Origin of the sequence: Algibacter amylolyticus (assembly GCF_014202225.1) — a bacterium.
Classification (GTDB): domain Bacteria; phylum Bacteroidota; class Bacteroidia; order Flavobacteriales; family Flavobacteriaceae; genus Algibacter_B; species Algibacter_B amylolyticus.
In genome coordinates, this window is sequence record NZ_JACHGE010000001.1 from 699831 (window position 1) to 718584 (window position 18754).

Consider the following 18754-nt stretch of genomic DNA (forward strand, 5'->3'; position numbering starts at 1 on the left):
AAAGGTTTTAACGGATAGTTGCGTTAGGGATTGAGGCTTTGTTGAAGCTCGCCGACGTAGGAGGAAGCGACTGCCGAAAGCCCGACTTTTTGTGTTCCTAATAGGTTTTTTAAACCGTAAAGCTTGTAACAAAAAGGAACGCCCAAAGTATTTTTAGTAGCGATTACTTTTAAGTGATTAATTTTTAAAGCATGATGTTTTATTAGATGAATAAAATGATTATTTTTGTCCAACTTTATAAATAACAACCATTATATATGAGTACAGCAGTAGCAGAAGGCAAAACTTGGGAAGGCGGAAACGCGCCACTTAAAGTAAGTTACGGTAAAATGATGATGTGGTTTTTCATCGTATCGGATGCCTTAACATTCTCTGGGTTTTTAGCAGCCTACGGATTTTCAAGATTTAAATTTATTGATGCATGGCCAATTGCAGATGAGGTGTTTACTCACTTCCCGTTTTTTCACGGTGTAGATGCGCCAATGTATTACGTGGCTTTTATGACGTTTATTTTAATTATATCGTCTGTAACTATGGTACTAGCGGTTGATGCTGGACACCATTTAAATAAAAGCAAAGTAACTATTTACATGTTTTTAACCATTATTTTTGGTTTAATATTCGTAGGATCTCAAGCTTGGGAATGGAACACCTTTATTAATGGCGATTATGGTGCTGTACAAACTAAAGGTGGTAACATTTTACAGTTTGGACATTATGTAGATAAAGATGGCGAGCAAGTTTTTAAACGTGTAGCTGTTAGAGATTTTGCTGTAACTGCAGCACACCAAGATAGAACTCAACACGAAAACAGAAATGGTATTTGGTTTGCTAGCGAAGGTGCTTTGCCTGCTTATACCATGGACGAGGTTATACACGGTTTACAAGCCAATAAAGATGTTTTAGTACGTACTCAAATTATTAACGAGCACGGTGAAAAAACAGTATTATCTAGAGAAGAGTCTATAAATCAAATCATGAAAAACGGTAAGTTATACGTTGAGGGTGCTAACCTTCATGTAAACGAATATGGATCGCCGCTTTTTGCAGATTTCTTTTTCTTTATTACAGGATTTCACGGGTTTCACGTATTCTCAGGTGTGTTAATTAACATTATTATTTTCTTTAATGTTGTATTAGGAACATACGAAAGACGTGGAAGCTACGAAATGGTAGAGAAAGTTGGTCTTTACTGGCACTTTGTAGATTTAGTTTGGGTATTTGTATTTACATTCTTCTACCTAGTATAATAAATAATTTTTTTCATTTCCTTTAAGAAGGAAATCTTTTAAATCAAAGAAAAAATGGCACAAGAACATAAATTAGAAATATTTAGAGGACTTTGGAAATTTAAGTCTAACACTCAAAAAATTTGGGGTGTATTATTATTCCTTTCAATAGTAACAACAGTAGAGGTTGCTTTAGGTATCATTAAGCCAGAATGGTCAATGGGACACGTATTAGGAATGAAAATATTAAACTGGATATTCATTATATTAACCATCGTAAAAGCCTATTACATTACTTGGGATTTTATGCACATGCGCGACGAAACTAGCGGATTAAGACGTGCCGTGGTTTGGACAGCAATATTTTTAATCCTTTACCTAATCTTCATCTTATTACAAGAAGGTGGTTACGTATTTGAGGTTTACGATAACGGATATATTAAGCGCGATTTTTAAGCGTAACAACACATAAAAACTAATCCTGCCAATTGGCGGGATTTTTTTTGCCATAAAAAGTTTTTGGGCGCTACCACAAGGGTCGGGCTTTTCGCTGTATCTTTTTAAAAGGTTTTGGTTAAGAGCGAGCAACATAGCAATTGGTTAGCTTTTTGTTAGCAACAGCTTTTGTTTTATAAAGTTTTAAAAAGGATGCCGCTGCAATCCCTAGCGCACACATCTGCCAAGGTTGTTGTAATACTAAGTTAAATAATAGAATATGAGCGGTTATTACCTGCGCTTTTTTTATTTTTGCAACTCAAATAAAAACAATATAAATTTAGGTTTTTAATGGATTACAAAAAGGTAAGTCGGTATGTAGTTTTAGGAATATTATTCTTTCTTCCTGTAACGTTTTTACTGTTTTTATATCCAGCTACACATAACTACACGCCATTAGATATTGTTAACGAATCGATTTTAGATATCGAAGCCTTTACTTCAGATATCGACGACCCAATTCTATTAAAAGATCATATAACCGTTCTCGGTTTTTTTGGCGATAATCCAGAACAAAGTAGCACCATAGCTTTAAATTTAAAGGAATTGGTTTACGATAAATTTAAAGGCTTTAAACGTTTTCAAGTGGTTGTGCTTATGCCAAAAGGTAGCGAGGAAGCCGTAAAAGTTTTAAAAGCCGAAATTAGTTCGTATCAAGATTTAAGATTTTGGCACTTTGTGTATGGAGAACCTGCCGATATTAAACGCGTATATTTTAGTTTAAAAACTAAAGAAAATTTATCTAACAATTTAACAAGCAACCAAGTTTTTGTAGTCGATAAAGATTTAAACCAACGCGGACGATTGGATGATAGAACAGATAGCGAATTAGAAAAAGACAAAGCCGTTTACGGTCTTTATGGATACAATTGTATTGAAGTAAGCGAAATAAAAAATAAAATGAGCGACGATTTGCGTATTCTATTTACCGAGTACAGGCAAAAACGAAAAGGCGATTTCGATCCTAGTTCTTCAAGAACTGAGGATATAAGTGTGGAAAAGAAAAAATAAGATTCTCCTATTAAGGGAATGATATATAGTTAAAAATGAAAAAAACGAATTATTCATACATAGGTATTGCGTTTACCATTCTTATTTTCGGAATAATTTTTATTCCTAGAATAGTCGATAGAATTTCTAAAGGCGATATTTCAAGGCAAGAAAGCAGAAGCGATCAACCTAAAGCGGTAGCAGAAAAAAAATCTGATTTAGTATTTATACAAAACAATGGTGTAAACCGTAAGGTGCCAGATTTTTCGTTTACAAATCAGAATGGAAAAACCATTACCAATAAGGATTTTGAAGGCAAAGTGTATGTTATAGAATTCTTTTTTACAACATGCCCAACCATTTGCCCTAGGATGAATAGTAACTTGGTTCAAATTCAAAACGAGTTTGAAGGTTTTGAAGATTTTGGAGTGGCTTCGTTTACTATTAATCCAGAACATGATACGCCCGAAGTATTAAAAACCTATGCCGAAAAGTATGGCATTACAAACCCAAATTGGCATTTATTAACGGGAAGTAAAGAGGCTATTTACGAGTTAGCAAATAAAGGTTTTTATATTTATACAGCCGAAAACCCAGATGTTCAAGGTGGTTTTGAGCACTCTGGAAATTTTGCTTTAATCGATAAAAACGGCTTTGTACGTAGCAGAGAAATGCAAGGAAATCCAATAATTTATTATAATGGTATTACCTCGGAATCTGAAAAAACAGACGAAGATGGTAAGCTAGAAGAAATAAGTGCCTTAAAAGAAGATATTAAAAAGTTGCTAAATGAGTAATACAGAAAACACCATAGACGATAAAAAGTATAATAAACTAATTGTAATACTTTCGGTAGTGATACCCGTTGCGGTAGCTGCGCTTTTTGGAATTAAAATAGATGTAGAATTGCCTGTTTTTTTACCACCAATTTACGCGAGCACTAATGCGCTAACAGCTTTAGTTTTGGTATTAGCATTTATTGCCATCCAAAAGAAAAAAATAAAACTGCACGAAAGGTTAATTAAAGTAGCCATAGGTTTGTCGGTTTTGTTTTTACTAATGTATATCGCTTATCATATGACTAGCGATTCTACACCGTTTGGTGGAGAAGGTGGTGCTAAATATTTTTATTATTTTATATTATTAACGCATATTGTACTATCCATTATTGTTATTCCGTTTGTATTAATAACCTATGTTAGAGCAATTACTAATAATATTGAGAAACATAAAAAAATAGCTAAAATCACCTTTCCTTTATGGCTTTATGTAGCTATAACAGGAGTTGTAGTTTTTATAATGATTTCCCCTTATTACGCCTAAAAAATGAAACGTAAAATTATATTTTTTCTTTTTTCACTTTTGTTTGTAATTAAAACAAATGCGCAATGTGCTATGTGTCGCGCCGTGTTAGAAAGTGAGGCAGGACAAACAACAGCCGAGGGAATAAACGATGGAATAGTGTATTTAATGGCTGTGCCTTATATACTTGTTGCAGGACTTGGTTACTTTATTTACAGGAAATACAATTCCAAAAAAAGTATTTAAAACATTTTTAAGTTTTGGTGTAACATTTCTTGTAGTGGGTAGTCTTATTTAATATGCGCTATTTAATAGTGTACTAAATCAATCCAAATATGTTAAAAATACATCAGCTTCATAAATCTTATCCTATTGGAGATTCTAGTCTACATGTTTTAAAAGGCATAGATCTTAATGTAGAAGAAGGCGAAATGGTTGCCATTATGGGCTCTTCGGGTTCGGGTAAATCTACGTTGCTTAATATTATAGGCATGCTAGACGAAGCAGACTCTGGCGAATATATTTTGGATGGTCTTCCTATTAAAAATCTAACCGAAAAAAAAGCAGCTGTTTACAGAAATAAGTTTTTGGGCTTTATTTTTCAGTCTTTCAATTTAATAAATTATAAAAATGCTGTCGAAAATGTTGCATTGCCGTTATACTATCAAGGTGTAAAGCGTAAGGAACGTCAAGAGCAAGCCATGTTTCATTTAGGTAAAGTAGGTTTAGCAGATTGGGCTAAACATTTGCCAAAAGAACTTTCTGGCGGGCAAAAACAGCGTGTTGCTATTGCTAGAGCCTTAGCTGCAAATCCTAAATTATTATTAGCCGATGAGCCAACGGGCGCTTTAGACACCAAAACTTCGCATGATATTATGGCGTTTATTCAGCAATTAAACGACGAAGGCAAAACTATTTTAATGGTAACCCACGAAGAGGATATTGCTAATATGTGTAAACGTATTGTGCGCCTTAAAGATGGTGTTATTATGGAAGATGTTAAGGTAACTCAAGATAGAGCCGAAAATTATGTTTGATTTAGACCTTTGGCGCGAAATATTTCAGAGTATTAATATGAACAGGACCAGGAGTCTTCTCTCTGGTTTTACTGTGGCGTTTGCTATCTTATTATTTACTATACTTTTCGGTATTGCTAATGGACTTGAAAATACTTTTAAAGAAGCCTTTGGTACCGATGCTAATAATTCTATTGTTATTTATCCAGGAAAAACAACAAAAGGATATAAAGGTCTTCAAGCTGGTAGGCAAATACAGTTTAAAAATGAAGATCATGAATATGTACTTGACAAATTTGGTGATAAAGTTCAATACATCACATCCAAAGTAAATAGAAACGTTATTGCTTCTTTTAAAAATGAAAAAAATAGTTATCAGCTAAGAGCAGTTCATCCAGAATATATGTTTATTGAAAACAATAAGATCAGTGAAGGGCGTTATATTAATCAAAATGATTTAAAGAATAAAACTAAAGTTGCTGTTATAGGTAGAATTGTTAACGATCAATTGTTTACAAAGGAAAGTGCTATTGGTAAATACGTTAACCTAAGTGGAATTCCTTATAAAGTTGTTGGTGTTTTTACTGATGATGAAGGAGATAATGAAGAGCGTGTTATTTATATTCCCATTACTACGGCGCAGCTTGTATATGGAAACAATGACTTTATAGACTTTATGCATTTAACTTATAATCCCGAAATGAATAGTGATCAAGCACTTTCTTTTGGCACATTAATTACTAAAAGCTTAAAGGAGCGATTTTCGGTTGCGCGAAGCGACCAAAGAGCTATTCGTGTTCGTAACATGGCACAAAGTACAAAGCAAGTTGATATGTTAACTTCGGGCTTAACTGTTATTATATTAGTAATTGGCTTTGGAACTCTAATAGCTGGTATTGTTGGTATTAGTAATATTATGATTTTTATTGTTAAGGAGCGTACCAAAGAAATTGGTATTAGAAAAGCCTTGGGAGCATCTCCAAAATCTATAATAGCTATTATACTTATCGAGTCTATAATAATAACCACAATTGCCGGATATGTAGGTTTATTAATTGGTGTTGGAGTCTTAGAATGGATCGGGCCTAGTTTAGAAAAATACTTTATAACAAGCCCTGGTGTTAGCAATAGCCTTGTTATTGGAGCGACCATTACTTTAATTTTAGCGGGAGCTATAGCAGGTTATTTACCCGCAAAAAAAGCGTCAGAAATTAAACCCATTGTTGCTTTAAGAAACGATTAATTATGTTTAGATTTTTATTCGATAGAGATACATGGCAAGAAGTAATAGACAGCTTTAGCAAAAACAAGCTAAGGTCTATTTTAACTATGGTTGGTGTATGGTGGGGAATCTTACTGCTTATTGGGTTATTAGGTTCAGCAAGAGGTCTAGAAAATTCGTTTAATCGTTTATTTGGGGATTTTGCAACAAACAGTGTATTCTTTATGGGAAACACCACTGGTATGCCATTTAAGGGGTTTCAAGAAGGAAGACGTATTCAGTTAACCATACCTCATATTAAAAAAGTAGAAGATAATATTGAAGGCATTGAATTTGTAGTACCCAGAAATATGAATCCTGTGCTTGTTACTAAAAATTTTTTATCTGGAACCTTTAATATTTTTGGTGATTACCCTTTGTTAGACAAAGTTCAAAAAAAGAAACTAATTCATGGTCGGTTCATAAACCAAAATGATATTGATGACACTAAAAAAGTTGCGGTAATCTCAGAAAGTATCTACAAGCAATTATTCGAGAAAGATGAAATAGCCGTTGGTACATACATTCAAATAAATAAAATCAATTATACCGTTATTGGTGTTTACGACCCTGGTAATGTTAATTTTGGACCAAGTGAAGATATTCATATTCCCTTTACTACATTTCAAAAGGTATACAATAAAGGTGATAAAATTGGATTTATGATGATTACAGGAAAGCCAGAATACGATATTGTCCAAATTCAAAGAGATGCCGAATTAATGCTTAAAAACCTCAATAATGTGCATCCAAAAGATAACCGTGCTTTTCGCAGTTTTAATTTAGGAAAAGAATTCGCAAAATTTACTGGATTTTTATCAGGTATGCAGTTTTTAACTTGGTTTGTAGGTATTGCTACCTTAATTGCAGGTGTTTTTGCTATTGGAAATATTTTATTAATTACTGTTAAAGAACGAACCAAAGAAATAGGCGTTAGACGCGCATTAGGCGCCACCCCTTTTGAAATAAAAAGACAAATAGTTGTAGAGGCGGTATTTTTAACCTTAGTGGCTGGTTTATTTGGAATTATTTCGGGCGGATGGGTTTTAATTGCCTTAAATTATAAGTTTGGACAAGGAGCCGAGGCTACTTTGGTAAATCCATCTGTATCGATTGGTGTAGTATTTATATCCTTAATAATATTAATTGTATTAGGGACTTTAATAGGCTTAATTCCCGCCTTTAAAGCAACCAGCATCAAACCAATAGAAGCATTAAGAGAAGAATAAAGAATTAAAAAAAAGTGAACCTTCTATAGCGTTAAACTGATTTTCTGTAGTCACTAAATATAGAATAGCAGGTAACAAAATAGAAATAATACCAACAATCAAATGAATAAAACAGTAAAAATAATTTTAATATTAGTTGCCATTATTGCACTAGTTTGGGTGTTAAAGTATTTTAAAGATGCCAATTCTAAAGACGTGGTAGATTATAAAGTAGAAGAACCTTTTTACAGTTCTATTAATACCAAGGCTGTAGCAACAGGTAAATTAAACCCAGAGGAAGAGATTGAATTAAAACCTCAAATTTCGGGTATTGTTGATAAGGTTCTTGTTGAAGAAGGCGATGTCGTTAAAAAAGGGGATCTTATTGCAACGATAAGAGTGGTACCAAACGAACAAAACTTGGTAAGCGCAAAAAGTAGAATTTCAACAGCTAAACTATCGTACGATAATGCCAAAGTGCTTTTTGAAAGAAACAAAACCTTATTTGAAAAGGGTGTGATTTCTCAGCAAGATTTTGAAAATAGCCAATTGACTTTCAATCAGGCTAAAGAGTCATTAAACCAAACGCAAAACGATTATCAAATTATAAAGCGAGGTTCTATTTCCGGAGGAAATTCAGCAAATACTAATATCATTGCTCAAATAGCAGGTACGATTCTAGAAATACCAGTTAGGGAAGGCGACCAAGTTATTGAAAGTAATAATTTTAACGCAGGTACAACTATTGCTACCATTGCCGATATGAGTCTTATGATTTTTGAAGGTAAACTAGATGAATCTGAAGTTGGAAAAGTACAAGAAGGCAAAGAAATTAAAGTGATTCTTGGCGCTATTCGTAATAAAGAATTCCCTGCAAAACTAACCTTTGTTGCTCCTAAAGGTATCGAGGAAAATGGTGCTGTACAATTTACTATTAAAGCCGATGTTACTATCGATTCAACCACAAATATTAGAGCTGGTTATAGCGCTAATGCGGAAATAGATATCGAAGCTAGAGATAGTGTTTTGGTAATTAGAGAAGCCTTATTACAATACAATAGACTTACCGAAAAACCTTTTGTGGAGATCTTAAATGGAGATAATAAGTTTGATAAAAAAGATGTGGAGTTAGGACTTTCTGATGGTATTAATGTTGAAATTACCGAAGGTGTTAGCGAAGGCGATAAAATTAAAGTATGGAATAAAGCATCAAAAGATAATGAAGATGAAGAAGAATAATATAAAACAAACCGTTATAGTTTTTGCGTTAGTATGTACTGTCTTTACTTTTGCTCAACAAAAAAAATGGACCTTACAGGAGTGTGTTAATCATGCATTAGAGAATAATATTACTATACGACAAAGTAAAAACGGATTGCTTGATAACGAACAGGACATTATTGCGTCTAAAGGTGCTTTTTTGCCATCTGTAAACGCAAATATGAATCATACCTTATCTATTGGTAGCAGAGAATTATTTCCAGGGCAGTTTGTAGATAGAACAGATAATGGAACTAGTATTGGAATAGGTGTAAATCAAACTATTTTTGATGGATTTAGGTTAACTAACCTATACAAACAATCTCAACTAAGATTAGAAACAAATCAATTAGAGCTTGAAAGAATTAAAGATGACATTTCATTAAATGTAGTTAACTCATACTTAAATGTGCTTTTTAATAAAGAACGTTTTGAAACCGCCGAAGCTCAATATCAATTTAGTGAAAAGCAACTAGAACAAGTGCAAGAGTTGGTAGATGCTGGCGTACAACCTAAAGTAAATATTTATGATGCTGAGGCTACCTTAAGTAGAGATGCTCAACAAGTTACATTAGCAGAGAATAATTACAATTTAGCCTTATTAACCTTATCACAATTATTACAAATTTCTTATGATGGATTTAATGTGCAAATTATCGATATAAATACACCTACTGAAGCATTACTGTATGAAAATATTCGTCCAATACTAAAGTTTGCTTTTGAAAACAGAAACGAAATTAAAGTAGCAGAAAAGAATATAGAAAATGCGGTATTAGGTACGGAAATTTCTAAAAGTGGTTTTTACCCAACACTTTCAGCGAGTTATGGTTATGGTTCAAATGTGTTTTTTACAAATTTAATTGATACTGAAGAGGATTTCTTTACACAGTTAAATCAGCAAAAAGGTCACCGATTTAGTTTAAGCTTAGACATCCCAATTTTTTCAAGATTTCAGAATAAAACAGCAGTGGCAAAATCTAAAATCCAAGAAGATAATAGTAAGCTTAATTTAGAACAAGCTAAGTTAAACTTAGAAGCCAATATACAGCGTGCTTTCACCGATGCTCAAGCCGCATTTAAGGCTTTTGAGGCTGCAAAAAAAACGTTAGAATCTCAAAGTTTATCTTTTAATAACTCGAAAGAACGTTTTGATATTGGTGTAATGACAGCCTTCGATTTAGAGCAAGCTAGGGTACAACTAATAAATGCAGAATCTTCATTAATTAATGCTAAGTACGATTTTGTTTTTAAAACTAAAGTTTTAGATTTTTATATGGGAAAATCGTTAACTGAATAATTCATTTTTAATACTTTTATAAAATGAAAAAGTTTGGAGCTTTAGTAATGGTTTTGTTTTGTATGACGGTTTGTGGGCAAGAAAAACAACTTTGGGCAAAATCATTTTTAAATAAAAAAGCACCAACTTTTAGTGTTGAAAAATGGCTTTCTGAAAAACCAGATTTAAAAGGTAAATTTGTATTAGTAGACTTTTGGGCAACATGGTGCGGACCATGTATAAAGGCAATACCAGAACTTAATCGATATCATTATGAATTTAAAGACGATTTAATAGTTATTGGTATTTCAGACGAATCAAAAACTAAAGTTAACAAGATGAAATCTCCGGTTATGGAATACTATAGTGCCATTGATACTAAAGAACGACTAAAAAGCAGCTATGAAGTTAAAGGGATTCCTCATTGCGTACTGATTGATCCAAATGGCATTGTACGTTGGGAAGGTTATCCTGGTCTTCAAGGTTTCGAATTGGATTCTTTTGTTATTGGAGATATCATTGAAAAATATAAATAATTTTGAGTTTAATTTTAAACCTAGAAACCGCAACGACAAATTGTTCGGTTTCCTTATCAAAAGATGGTAAAACCATTGTTTTAAAAGAAGATAATGATAAAAGCTATTCGCATGCCGAAAGGTTGCATGTCTATATCGATGCTGTTTTAAAGGAAGCCAATATCACGTCAAACGATTTAGATGCCATAGCCGTTAGCAAAGGTCCAGGTTCTTATACGGGTTTACGTATTGGAGTTTCAGCTGCTAAAGGGCTCTGTTTTGCATTAAATAAGCCTTTAATAGCTATTCCTACTCTAGATGCCTTAGCGCACCAAATTAAAATGGAAAAAGGTATAGTTGTATCTATGTTAGATGCGAGACGGATGGAAGTATACTCTGCAATTTACGATTCAGATTTTAAGCAAATTCGAGAAACACAAGCCGAAATACTTGATGAGACGTCATTTAAAAACTACTTAGAGCAAGGAAAGGTTTATTTTATTGGTAATGGTGTAGAAAAAACAAAAACGTTAATTAATCATCCTAACGCTATTTTTGTAGATGATAAACTTCCTTCTGCTAACGACATGAGCGCTTTAGCTTTCAAAAAATATAAAGAAAATAACTTTGAAGATGTCGCTTATTTCGAACCGTATTACTTAAAAGATTTTGTGGCTTTAAAGCCGAAAGCCAAATAATAAAAAAAAGACCCTTCAAATTTTAAATCTGAAGGGTCTCTTAGTTTATAAAATTAGGTGTTTTATCCTTTCTTTTGTATTTCAACTTGATGTGGGTAAGGAATTTCAATTCCAGCCGCATCAAGTGCTTCTTTTACATCCTCGGTAATACCAAAGTAAACTGCCCAATAATCATCAGTTGTACTCCATGGTCTTACAGCAAAATTAATAGAACTATCTGCTAACTCAGAAACATTAACTGATGGTGCAGGCTCTTTTAAAACTTTAGGATGCGATGTTAATACGTTCATTAACACTTCTTTTGTCTTTTTAATATCAGAATCATAACCAACTCCAAACGTTAAATCCACACGACGTGTGCCTTCAGTGGTATAATTAATAATATTTCCGTTTGATAATGAACCGTTAGGAATAATAATTTCTCTATTAGAAAGTCCAGTTAATTTAGTAGTAAAGATTTCAATTTCTTTTACAACACCAATTTCACCTTGCGCTTCAATTAAATCACCAATTTTAAATGGTTTGAAAATCATTATTAAAACGCCACCAGCAAAGTTACCTAAAGAACCTTGTAAAGCTAAACCAATAGCTAAACCAGCAGCAGCTAAAATAGCAGCAAACGATGTGGTTTCTACGCCAACAGTACCAAGTACAACAACGATTAGTATAATTTTTAAAATCCAACCTAATAGGTTTAATAAAAACTTTTGAAGGCTTTCATCGTAGTTTTGTTTGGACATTAAATTTTTAGATGTTTTTAATATCTTTTTAATAACCCAAGATCCAATAATCCAAATAGCTATAGCTCCAAGAATTTTTAAGCCATAATCTAATCCTAATTGTAGCCACTTTTCTGTGTCGATGTTTTCTAAATTCATAATTTTTTAAAAGTTTAAGTAAGTGCAAAAGTAAAAACTAAACCTTAGTTTTTACGGGTTAAAATGTTTAATTAATGTTAAACAAAGCAAAAAATTAGCGCAATAATAGCCGGAACCGATTGTACATAAAATAACTTTATTTGCTTTGTAGAGTAAGACCCGTAAATGCCCGCTATAGTCACACAAATAAGTAGGAATATAGCAAGTTTTATGTCTTGGTTAATAATAGAAAACACCAATGTAGCGGCCAAAATACCATTGTATAGACCTTGGTTTGCAGCTAATACTTTGGTGTCTTGTGCAAATTGTTTCGATTTTAACCCAAAAGCTTTTATGGTTTTAGGCGTGGTCCACATAAACATTTCTAAAACTAAAAAATAGAAATGTAAAACGGCTATAAAAGCTATAAGTATAGTTGATATAAGTGTCATAGTTTAAATGAGTTTTGCTCAATCAAAGTTAGCGATTATAAGCCATAAAAAAAGCGTTCAGAATATGAACGCTTTATATATTATTTTCAATCGGGATTTATTCGACTTCAAAAGTGATTTTTAAGTTCACTCTAAAATCTGAAACTTCACCGTCTTTTACACTAGCACTTTGATCTTGAACATATACAGAACGTATGTTTTTAAGACTTTTTGATGCGTGTTTTACTGCTTTTTTTGTAGCGTCTTCCCAACTTTTTTCAGAATTTGCTAAAATTTCAATTACTTTTAATACTGCCATGATTTTATGTTTTAAGTTGTTAATAACAATTACTTCTTGTAATGTAGTGATTTTTTGACACTTAAAATATAAAAAAGTCACATGGGTTTATCCATTTATGGCTTCGACAGTTTCAATTTTCCCTGGTAACATTTCTTTAAGCATATTCTCAATACCGCTTTTTAAGGTGTAAGTTGAAGACGGACATCCACTACAAGCTCCTTGAAGCATTACACTTACGTTTTTACTTGCTGAATCGTAAGAAATAAATTGAATATTACCACCATCACTAGCAACTGCTGGTTTAACATATTCTTCTAGAATGTTTACAATTTCTTTTGAAACATCATCTAAAGATTCAAAATGGCTATCAACTTGTTTAGTGGATTTTTTTAATTTTTCTACAGCTTCTGGTAATACAACGTCTTTTCCTTTTTCGATATAATCCTTAATGAATTCACGAAGCTGGACTGTAATATCCTGCCATTCTGTAATATCATATTTTGTTATAGAAACATAATTTTCATCAAGAAATACGCTCTTTACAAACGGAAAATGAAATAACTCTGTAGCCAAAGGCGATAGTTTAGCTTCTTCGATAGATGTAAACTCAAAAAGAGCCGCAACCATTTTTTTGTTGGCTACAAATTTCATTACAGATGGGTTAGGTGTACTCTCTGCATAAACCGTTACCGCTACTTTTTTAGCGGTTGCAGATTCTTCAACAACAACGCCACCATCGTTTAGGTAGGTTTCAATTTGTTCGCTAACTTCATCTTGTACGTCATTCCATTGTACGATATCATAACGTTCTACAGCAATAAAATTTCCAGATATATATACTTTTTTTACAAAAGGTAAGTAGAATAATTGTTGTGCTAATGGTGCATTTTTAGCCTCGTCAATATTATTAAATTCAAAACTTTGATGTTTTGTAATAAATTGATTGACTTCGAATTTTACTATAGCATTATTGGATGTTTCTTGCACAGAAACCTTGAAAGTGTTCATTTTAGCTAATTTTTTACAAAAATACTAAAAGAAAACTTTAGTTATCCATATATTTGAGTTTTGTTGCCTGCAATAATAAGGCTAGAAAGGTAAAGCTTGATTTTGTCTTTTTTATGTGTAATTTTTTAATAATCAAGACGTTTGTATTAAACTAAACTTACTTCCTAATAGAGTTTATGAATTTTAGAACTATCATTTTAGTGGCAATAACAGCTGTTTTTTCAAACATAGCAACAGCTCAAGAGGGTTTGCCAATTTATACAGATTATTTAACGGATAATTATTATTTAATTCATCCATCCATGGCTGGTATTGCTAATTGCTCTAAAGTTAGATTAACAGGAAGGCAACAATGGTTTGGTCATGATGATGCACCTAAACTTACTACACTTAGTGTTAATGGCAGAATAGGGGAATCTCAATCTGCTATTGGAGGTATTGTATATGCAGATAATAACGGGTATCATTCGCAAAAAGGTGCCTATTTAACCTATGCGCATCACCTTATGTTTTCTAGAAGTGAAGCCGATTTAAACATGCTTTCTTTTGGTTTAAGTGCTGGTTTTATTCAATACCAATTAGATGAAACAACATTTTTAGATGGTACACCTATTCCAGATCCAATAATTGATGGTGTTGTGCAAAATGAAACTAATTTTAATGTGGATTTAGGATTTTCATACCACTATCTAGATTTTTACGCACATGGTACGGTAAAGAATTTATTAAATAACTCTGGTGTTAATAGCGATTTAGAAATTACAAGTAACCTTAGACGTTATTTGTTTTCGGTTGGAAATGTATTTAGTAGGTTTGGTAGCGATTGGAGCTACGAACCATCTGTAATGTTTCAATATAGAGATTTAACTAAAGAGTCTAGCATCGATTTTAATGGTAAAGTTTATAAAGAGATGGAGTATGGTAAATTATGGGGAGGTGCTTCGTACAGACAAAGTTTAGATGGTGCCGAATATTTAGACGGTAGCAGTGTAAATAGCCAAAAACTAAACCAAGTAACAGGAATTATTGGTGCAAACTATAACAATTATATGTTTGCTTACACGTATACATATCAAACCAATCCTATAGTATTTACAAGTGGTGGTTTTCATCAAATAACGTTAGGATATAACTTTGGTTGTCGCCGTAAAAAATATGCGTGTAACTGTCCAGCAGTTAACTAACACTCGTCATAAATAAATAAATAAAAATCCCGCTACTAAGCGGGATTTTTATTTTGAATTTATTTTTAAGTGTTTATTTCCAAGTATACTTTTTTCGTTTTGCTTGTTCTTTTATGGCATTAGTCATAGCATTTTCTAAGTTGTTGGTTTGTTCACTTTTTTGCTTAGATATATATACTACACGTTTAGCGTTTAAATCTGCAATTTCATTTTGAATGTGTTCTCGTTCTTTGCTTTTGGTGTTAACATAGGCCTTAATTTCAGATTTCGACTTGCCTTTTAATTCTGTAGGTAACTCATCGTCATTAATAGTTTCAATAACAACTTCTTCCTGCTCTACAGCATCCACTAAATCCCAACTTTTATTTTTATATAAATGCGAACTTTTACTTACTGTTCTCTTTACAGCATTGGCTTTACTGTAGCCACTTGCATTCATGTCTTGTTCTGCTTGTAATGCCATTTTTCTGCTGCCTTTTGCACCATAGGCCACATACGTTTTGTTTAATTTTTTATTTAAAATTAAAATAGCGTCATCGTAAGGCGATGCTATATGTACGGTTGCTTTATCTTGATTTATAGCCATATAATCACCATTTGTTAATTGCGCGCCATCTTTCCAATGGCTAGAAACACCTTGGTTGTAATTGCCACAAAAAATAGTGTTTACGGTAACATCCTTTTCATTTGCATTTGCTGTAGCATCTTTATAATTTACTTTTCCTTGTGTAAAAGGTTCGTTTCCTGCAATAAATATGAGTTTTAAATCGTCTGCGTTTTTACCCCAATTTAGTTGGTTTAATGAGGTTTGAATTACTTGTCCGCAATATTCCTCGCCACCATTTGTGGTTAACGAAAAAAGCTCTTTTGATATATCATCTAAATCGTCACTAAAGGCTAAAACCTGACGAATATAGCCTTCGTTTCCGTTAAGTCTATCATTGCCATATTCATATAAAGCAATTTCTAAATTGGGTTTGCTAGTGCCACATTTGGCATAAGATAGTTCGTTTACAATATCCCAAAGTTGAGCTTTTGCCTGGTCTATTAAACCATCCATACTATTGCTAGTATCTAATAATAAAGCCACCTTAATAAATTGTTTGTTAGGTTCTGGATGATTGGTTTTAGTTTCGTTTAGTGCTATCGTTTCTTTTTTGTTTTCTGCTTTGCAAGAAGTAGTGAATGCCGCTAAAGTTGCGCAAAGTAAAACGGTTTTAAAATACGTTTTCATGGTTTTTCGTTTTAAGATTAATGAGTATTATTAATCGCCCTATTTTGGACGTATTGATCTACAACGTAAAACTATGCCCAACATAATTCTTATAAAATGAAGAATGAGTTAAAGGGCTTTTTTAATGAGTAAACAAACCCACTAAATTCGTAAAGCCTAATTTTTAGTATTGTAAATACACGGTTTTGTTAAACACACATTTTCTTAAACCAAGTAAAGTACGTAAGTTTAGCTACTTAAAATAAAGTATGCAGTCGGTTATTAAATATATAAGTATAACATATTTTGTGTTGTGTGGCCTGTTTTTGCAAGCTCAAAACACACGCGACGGATTAAACCAAGGACCTAAGTTTACAGTACGTGGTTCGGTGGTGGAGAGTGATACCCAAAAACCTATTCGCGATGTTAATATTGAAGTAAATGGTGGTGGTTATGCGGCTACCGATATTCATGGCGAATTTAGAATTGAAGCTAGAGAAGGCGACGAGTTAACTATAAGACATAAAGATTTTGAAACCGTATTTTATGTTATTAAAAGTAGCGAGCGTATTCGGGTAGAAGTAGAGCCAAATTACGAGGAAGAATCAAAATTATCTAAGTTTAAATCTATTTCTAGAAACCAAAAAGAATTATTTACGCCGTTAATAGATTCGGCAGAAGTATATTTAAAAAAGGACGCAAAAAAAAGTATTCAATTTATTGCCGATGCGCTTTCTGAAGCTAGTTCAACAAAACAAAATAGTGAAGCCTACGAGGTTTTAGGCGATATTTATATGTATTGGAAACAATACGATTTAGCAGTTTCTAATTATAGAATTAGTTTGCAAAATAGAAGTTCAAACGAGGTTTCGTTAAAGCTGGCCAAGGCTTATAAACTCAATAAAAACTATCAAGAAAGTTTACAAGTATACAATGGTATTAATAAAAGTAGTTTAACAAATTGGCAGCTAACCAATTTATATGAAGGCTTAGGCGATGTGTACCTTTTAACCAAGTCGTACAACTTATCTGTTGGTGCTTACGAAGATGGCTTGCAAGTAGCGAAAAAGCATTTAATAACGCCTAAAATAACCGATTTAAACTCTAAGTTAGGTCAGGCTTTCAACGCCCAAGGTGAAACACAAAAAGCACAGGGCTTTTTTAATAAATCTTTAAAGTTAGCCAATAACGAAAACAAAAAACGAGCCGTCGAGGAACAAATTAAAGTAGCCGATTTTCAAAATGAAACTAATAATTATTCAGATGAAATTCAGCTAAGAAAGGACGCTCTTAATACCATTAGTGAAATTGAAAGTGAAGCCGACGATATTGATAACAAAAGCCCATTAACACCGCAAAAGCAGAACTATAAAATCGGTAACGCTTATGCATCTCAAAAAGATTATAATAGCGCCATTCCGTATTTAGAACGCAGTATTGAAGAGGCTGGTAGTAAAGCCGATTTAGTGGTTCAAAAAGATGCTACCAGAAAACTTTCAGAAGTGTACAGAGATGCAGGGCAGTTTAATAAAGCTTTGTTAGCCTATCAAGATTATGTGGAACTGGTTGATAAATTATATTCCAAGAAAGAGCAAGAAATATCGCAAGCAGCAAGGTTTAGTAAAGATATTGTAAGTAAACAAAACCGCATCTCTAGTCTGGAAAGCGACAGGCAATTATCCGAAAGTAAATATCAATTATCCATAGAGCAGGCCAAACGCCAAAAACTTATTATTTACTCCTTAATTGGTGGGTTAATCCTCTTATTAATAGGAGCCTTTTTAATGTTTAAATACATTAAGCAACAACGACTAGCAAATAATTTATTGGCGCTTAAAAGTTTGAGAAGTCAAATGAATCCGCATTTTATATTCAATGCCTTAAACTCTGTTAATAGCTTTATAGCATCAAACGATGAGCGTACAGCAAATAAATATTTAACCGATTTTTCTTTGCTAATGCGAGCCGTTTTAGAAAATAGTGAAGAAGATTTTATCCCATTAGAAAAAGAGCTAAAACTTATTGAGCTCTATACCAAACTAGAACATTTTAGGTTTAAAGATAAATTTGAATATACTATAAATGTAGATGAAAATATCGTTGTAAAAGACTTTGTAATACCGCCAATGTTACTGCAGCCGTACATAGAAAATGCCGTTTGGCACGGTTTAAGGTATAAAAAAACCAAGGGAATGCTTAATATTAGTATTGCTCAAACCAAGCCCGACGAGATTAAAATTACCATTACAGATAACGGTATAGGACGCGAAAAATCTAAGGCGTTAAAAACCGAAAATCAGCAGAAACAAAACTCAAAAGGTATGGGTAATATTAAAAAACGAGTGTCTATTTTAAACGAAATGTATAAGGATAAGGTAGATGTTTTAGTTGACGATTTTCAAGCCGAAGAGGACGCGGGAACCAAAGTAGTTGTAACCCTAAAAAAAGATTAAAAAAGAGCTCACGTTAGGAGTAATAAGCGGAAATTTTGCTTCTTACCTTCAACT

Annotated in this window: 20 protein-coding genes; 15 read left to right on the forward strand and 5 right to left on the reverse strand. The window is 32.9% G+C overall.

Annotated features, from left to right (window positions below; all coding sequences use genetic code 11):
• The first annotated feature begins 257 nt into the window (after positions 1 to 257).
• The 13 genes from HNQ90_RS02900 (at position 258) to tsaB (ending at position 11253) form a co-directional block, all read left to right on the forward strand.
• Positions 258 to 1250 carry a cytochrome c oxidase subunit 3 gene (locus HNQ90_RS02900; protein ID WP_144115140.1) on the forward strand — a complete coding sequence of 331 codons (993 nt, stop codon included), beginning with the start codon at positions 258 to 260 and terminating at the stop codon, positions 1248 to 1250.
• 54 nt (positions 1251 to 1304) lie between these two features.
• The gene (locus HNQ90_RS02905) at positions 1305 to 1685 is read left to right on the forward strand and encodes a cytochrome C oxidase subunit IV family protein (protein WP_144115141.1); all 381 of its coding nucleotides are present in this window, start codon (positions 1305 to 1307) and stop codon (positions 1683 to 1685) included.
• Between the two features lie 330 nt (positions 1686 to 2015).
• Positions 2016 to 2735 carry a hypothetical protein gene (locus tag HNQ90_RS02910; protein ID WP_144115142.1) on the forward strand — a complete coding sequence of 240 codons (720 nt, stop codon included), beginning with the start codon at positions 2016 to 2018 and terminating at the stop codon, positions 2733 to 2735.
• 35 nt (positions 2736 to 2770) lie between these two features.
• A complete protein-coding gene (locus HNQ90_RS02915; protein WP_144115143.1) occupies positions 2771 to 3511 on the forward strand; it encodes an SCO family protein in 741 nt (246 codons plus the stop codon).
• On the forward strand, positions 3504 to 4037 hold the full coding sequence (locus HNQ90_RS02920; protein ID WP_144115144.1) for a DUF420 domain-containing protein: 534 nt from the start codon (positions 3504 to 3506) through the stop codon (positions 4035 to 4037). The genes HNQ90_RS02915 and HNQ90_RS02920 overlap by 8 nt, the downstream gene beginning before the upstream one ends.
• A gap of 3 nt (positions 4038 to 4040) precedes the next feature.
• Entirely contained in the window at positions 4041 to 4262 is a 222-nt protein-coding gene (locus HNQ90_RS02925) for a hypothetical protein (protein WP_144115145.1), read from the forward strand.
• A gap of 89 nt (positions 4263 to 4351) precedes the next feature.
• Positions 4352 to 5053 carry an ABC transporter ATP-binding protein gene (locus HNQ90_RS02930; RefSeq protein ID WP_144115146.1) on the forward strand — a complete coding sequence of 234 codons (702 nt, stop codon included), beginning with the start codon at positions 4352 to 4354 and terminating at the stop codon, positions 5051 to 5053.
• Positions 5046 to 6275 carry an ABC transporter permease gene (locus tag HNQ90_RS02935; RefSeq protein WP_144115147.1) on the forward strand — a complete coding sequence of 410 codons (1230 nt, stop codon included), beginning with the start codon at positions 5046 to 5048 and terminating at the stop codon, positions 6273 to 6275. The genes HNQ90_RS02930 and HNQ90_RS02935 overlap by 8 nt, the downstream gene beginning before the upstream one ends.
• 2 nt (positions 6276 to 6277) lie before the next feature.
• The gene (locus tag HNQ90_RS02940) at positions 6278 to 7522 is read left to right on the forward strand and encodes an ABC transporter permease (protein ID WP_144115148.1); all 1245 of its coding nucleotides are present in this window, start codon (positions 6278 to 6280) and stop codon (positions 7520 to 7522) included.
• A gap of 102 nt (positions 7523 to 7624) precedes the next feature.
• The gene (locus HNQ90_RS02945; RefSeq protein WP_144115149.1) at positions 7625 to 8740 is read left to right on the forward strand and encodes an efflux RND transporter periplasmic adaptor subunit; all 1116 of its coding nucleotides are present in this window, start codon (positions 7625 to 7627) and stop codon (positions 8738 to 8740) included.
• Positions 8727 to 10061, forward strand: a complete 1335-nt coding sequence (locus HNQ90_RS02950; RefSeq protein WP_172625810.1) for a TolC family protein — start codon at positions 8727 to 8729, stop codon at positions 10059 to 10061. The genes HNQ90_RS02945 and HNQ90_RS02950 overlap by 14 nt, the downstream gene beginning before the upstream one ends.
• Positions 10062 to 10084: 23 nt before the next feature.
• Entirely contained in the window at positions 10085 to 10576 is a 492-nt protein-coding gene (locus HNQ90_RS02955) for a TlpA family protein disulfide reductase (protein WP_144115151.1), read from the forward strand.
• 2 nt (positions 10577 to 10578) lie between these two features.
• The gene (gene tsaB, locus HNQ90_RS02960) at positions 10579 to 11253 is read left to right on the forward strand and encodes a tRNA (adenosine(37)-N6)-threonylcarbamoyltransferase complex dimerization subunit type 1 TsaB (protein ID WP_144115152.1); all 675 of its coding nucleotides are present in this window, start codon (positions 10579 to 10581) and stop codon (positions 11251 to 11253) included.
• A 62-nt stretch (positions 11254 to 11315) separates the two neighbouring features.
• Here tsaB and HNQ90_RS02965 read toward each other — a convergent pair whose 3' ends face one another.
• The 4 genes from HNQ90_RS02965 to HNQ90_RS02980 all read right to left on the reverse strand — a co-directional run bounded on the left by HNQ90_RS02965 (position 11316) and on the right by HNQ90_RS02980 (position 13850).
• Positions 11316 to 12131 carry a mechanosensitive ion channel family protein gene (locus HNQ90_RS02965; protein ID WP_144115153.1) on the reverse strand — a complete coding sequence of 272 codons (816 nt, stop codon included), beginning with the start codon at positions 12129 to 12131 and terminating at the stop codon, positions 11316 to 11318.
• 77 nt (positions 12132 to 12208) lie between these two features.
• Entirely contained in the window at positions 12209 to 12562 is a 354-nt protein-coding gene (locus tag HNQ90_RS02970) for a DUF1304 domain-containing protein (RefSeq protein ID WP_144115154.1), read from the reverse strand.
• Between the two features lie 97 nt (positions 12563 to 12659).
• Positions 12660 to 12860, reverse strand: a complete 201-nt coding sequence (locus HNQ90_RS02975) for a dodecin family protein (RefSeq protein ID WP_144115155.1) — start codon at positions 12858 to 12860, stop codon at positions 12660 to 12662.
• An 87-nt stretch (positions 12861 to 12947) separates the two neighbouring features.
• Positions 12948 to 13850, reverse strand: a complete 903-nt coding sequence (locus tag HNQ90_RS02980; RefSeq protein ID WP_144115156.1) for a NifU family protein — start codon at positions 13848 to 13850, stop codon at positions 12948 to 12950.
• A gap of 176 nt (positions 13851 to 14026) precedes the next feature.
• On the opposite strand from HNQ90_RS02980, the gene HNQ90_RS02985 reads away from it, so the two are divergent.
• Entirely contained in the window at positions 14027 to 15034 is a 1008-nt protein-coding gene (locus HNQ90_RS02985; protein ID WP_144115157.1) for a PorP/SprF family type IX secretion system membrane protein, read from the forward strand.
• A gap of 73 nt (positions 15035 to 15107) precedes the next feature.
• Here HNQ90_RS02985 and HNQ90_RS02990 read toward each other — a convergent pair whose 3' ends face one another.
• Positions 15108 to 16268 carry a VWA domain-containing protein gene (locus HNQ90_RS02990; RefSeq protein ID WP_144115158.1) on the reverse strand — a complete coding sequence of 387 codons (1161 nt, stop codon included), beginning with the start codon at positions 16266 to 16268 and terminating at the stop codon, positions 15108 to 15110.
• Between the two features lie 248 nt (positions 16269 to 16516).
• Between HNQ90_RS02990 and HNQ90_RS02995 the strand changes: the two genes are divergently transcribed.
• A complete protein-coding gene (locus tag HNQ90_RS02995; RefSeq protein WP_144115159.1) occupies positions 16517 to 18700 on the forward strand; it encodes a tetratricopeptide repeat-containing sensor histidine kinase in 2184 nt (727 codons plus the stop codon).
• Positions 18701 to 18754: the final 54 nt, after the last annotated feature.

What these genes read in the sequence shown, in the direction of transcription:
- HNQ90_RS02900 (WP_144115140.1), top strand. Translation starts at nt 258, where the DNA reads ATGAGTACAGCAGTAGCAGAAGGCAAAACTTGGGAAGGCGGAAACGCG.
- HNQ90_RS02905 (WP_144115141.1), top strand. Translation starts at nt 1,305, where the DNA reads ATGGCACAAGAACATAAATTAGAAATATTTAGAGGACTTTGGAAATTT.
- HNQ90_RS02910 (WP_144115142.1), top strand. Translation starts at nt 2,016, where the DNA reads ATGGATTACAAAAAGGTAAGTCGGTATGTAGTTTTAGGAATATTATTC.
- HNQ90_RS02915 (WP_144115143.1), top strand. Translation starts at nt 2,771, where the DNA reads ATGAAAAAAACGAATTATTCATACATAGGTATTGCGTTTACCATTCTT.
- HNQ90_RS02920 (WP_144115144.1), top strand. Translation starts at nt 3,504, where the DNA reads ATGAGTAATACAGAAAACACCATAGACGATAAAAAGTATAATAAACTA.
- HNQ90_RS02925 (WP_144115145.1), top strand. Translation starts at nt 4,041, where the DNA reads ATGAAACGTAAAATTATATTTTTTCTTTTTTCACTTTTGTTTGTAATT.
- HNQ90_RS02930 (WP_144115146.1), top strand. Translation starts at nt 4,352, where the DNA reads ATGTTAAAAATACATCAGCTTCATAAATCTTATCCTATTGGAGATTCT.
- HNQ90_RS02935 (WP_144115147.1), top strand. Translation starts at nt 5,046, where the DNA reads ATGTTTGATTTAGACCTTTGGCGCGAAATATTTCAGAGTATTAATATG.
- HNQ90_RS02940 (WP_144115148.1), top strand. Translation starts at nt 6,278, where the DNA reads ATGTTTAGATTTTTATTCGATAGAGATACATGGCAAGAAGTAATAGAC.
- HNQ90_RS02945 (WP_144115149.1), top strand. Translation starts at nt 7,625, where the DNA reads ATGAATAAAACAGTAAAAATAATTTTAATATTAGTTGCCATTATTGCA.
- HNQ90_RS02950 (WP_172625810.1), top strand. Translation starts at nt 8,727, where the DNA reads ATGAAGAAGAATAATATAAAACAAACCGTTATAGTTTTTGCGTTAGTA.
- HNQ90_RS02955 (WP_144115151.1), top strand. Translation starts at nt 10,085, where the DNA reads ATGAAAAAGTTTGGAGCTTTAGTAATGGTTTTGTTTTGTATGACGGTT.
- HNQ90_RS02965 (WP_144115153.1), bottom strand. Translation starts at nt 12,131, where the DNA reads ATGAATTTAGAAAACATCGACACAGAAAAGTGGCTACAATTAGGATTA.
- HNQ90_RS02970 (WP_144115154.1), bottom strand. Translation starts at nt 12,562, where the DNA reads ATGACACTTATATCAACTATACTTATAGCTTTTATAGCCGTTTTACAT.
- HNQ90_RS02975 (WP_144115155.1), bottom strand. Translation starts at nt 12,860, where the DNA reads ATGGCAGTATTAAAAGTAATTGAAATTTTAGCAAATTCTGAAAAAAGT.
- HNQ90_RS02980 (WP_144115156.1), bottom strand. Translation starts at nt 13,850, where the DNA reads ATGAACACTTTCAAGGTTTCTGTGCAAGAAACATCCAATAATGCTATA.
- HNQ90_RS02985 (WP_144115157.1), top strand. Translation starts at nt 14,027, where the DNA reads ATGAATTTTAGAACTATCATTTTAGTGGCAATAACAGCTGTTTTTTCA.
- HNQ90_RS02990 (WP_144115158.1), bottom strand. Translation starts at nt 16,268, where the DNA reads ATGAAAACGTATTTTAAAACCGTTTTACTTTGCGCAACTTTAGCGGCA.
- HNQ90_RS02995 (WP_144115159.1), top strand. Translation starts at nt 16,517, where the DNA reads ATGCAGTCGGTTATTAAATATATAAGTATAACATATTTTGTGTTGTGT.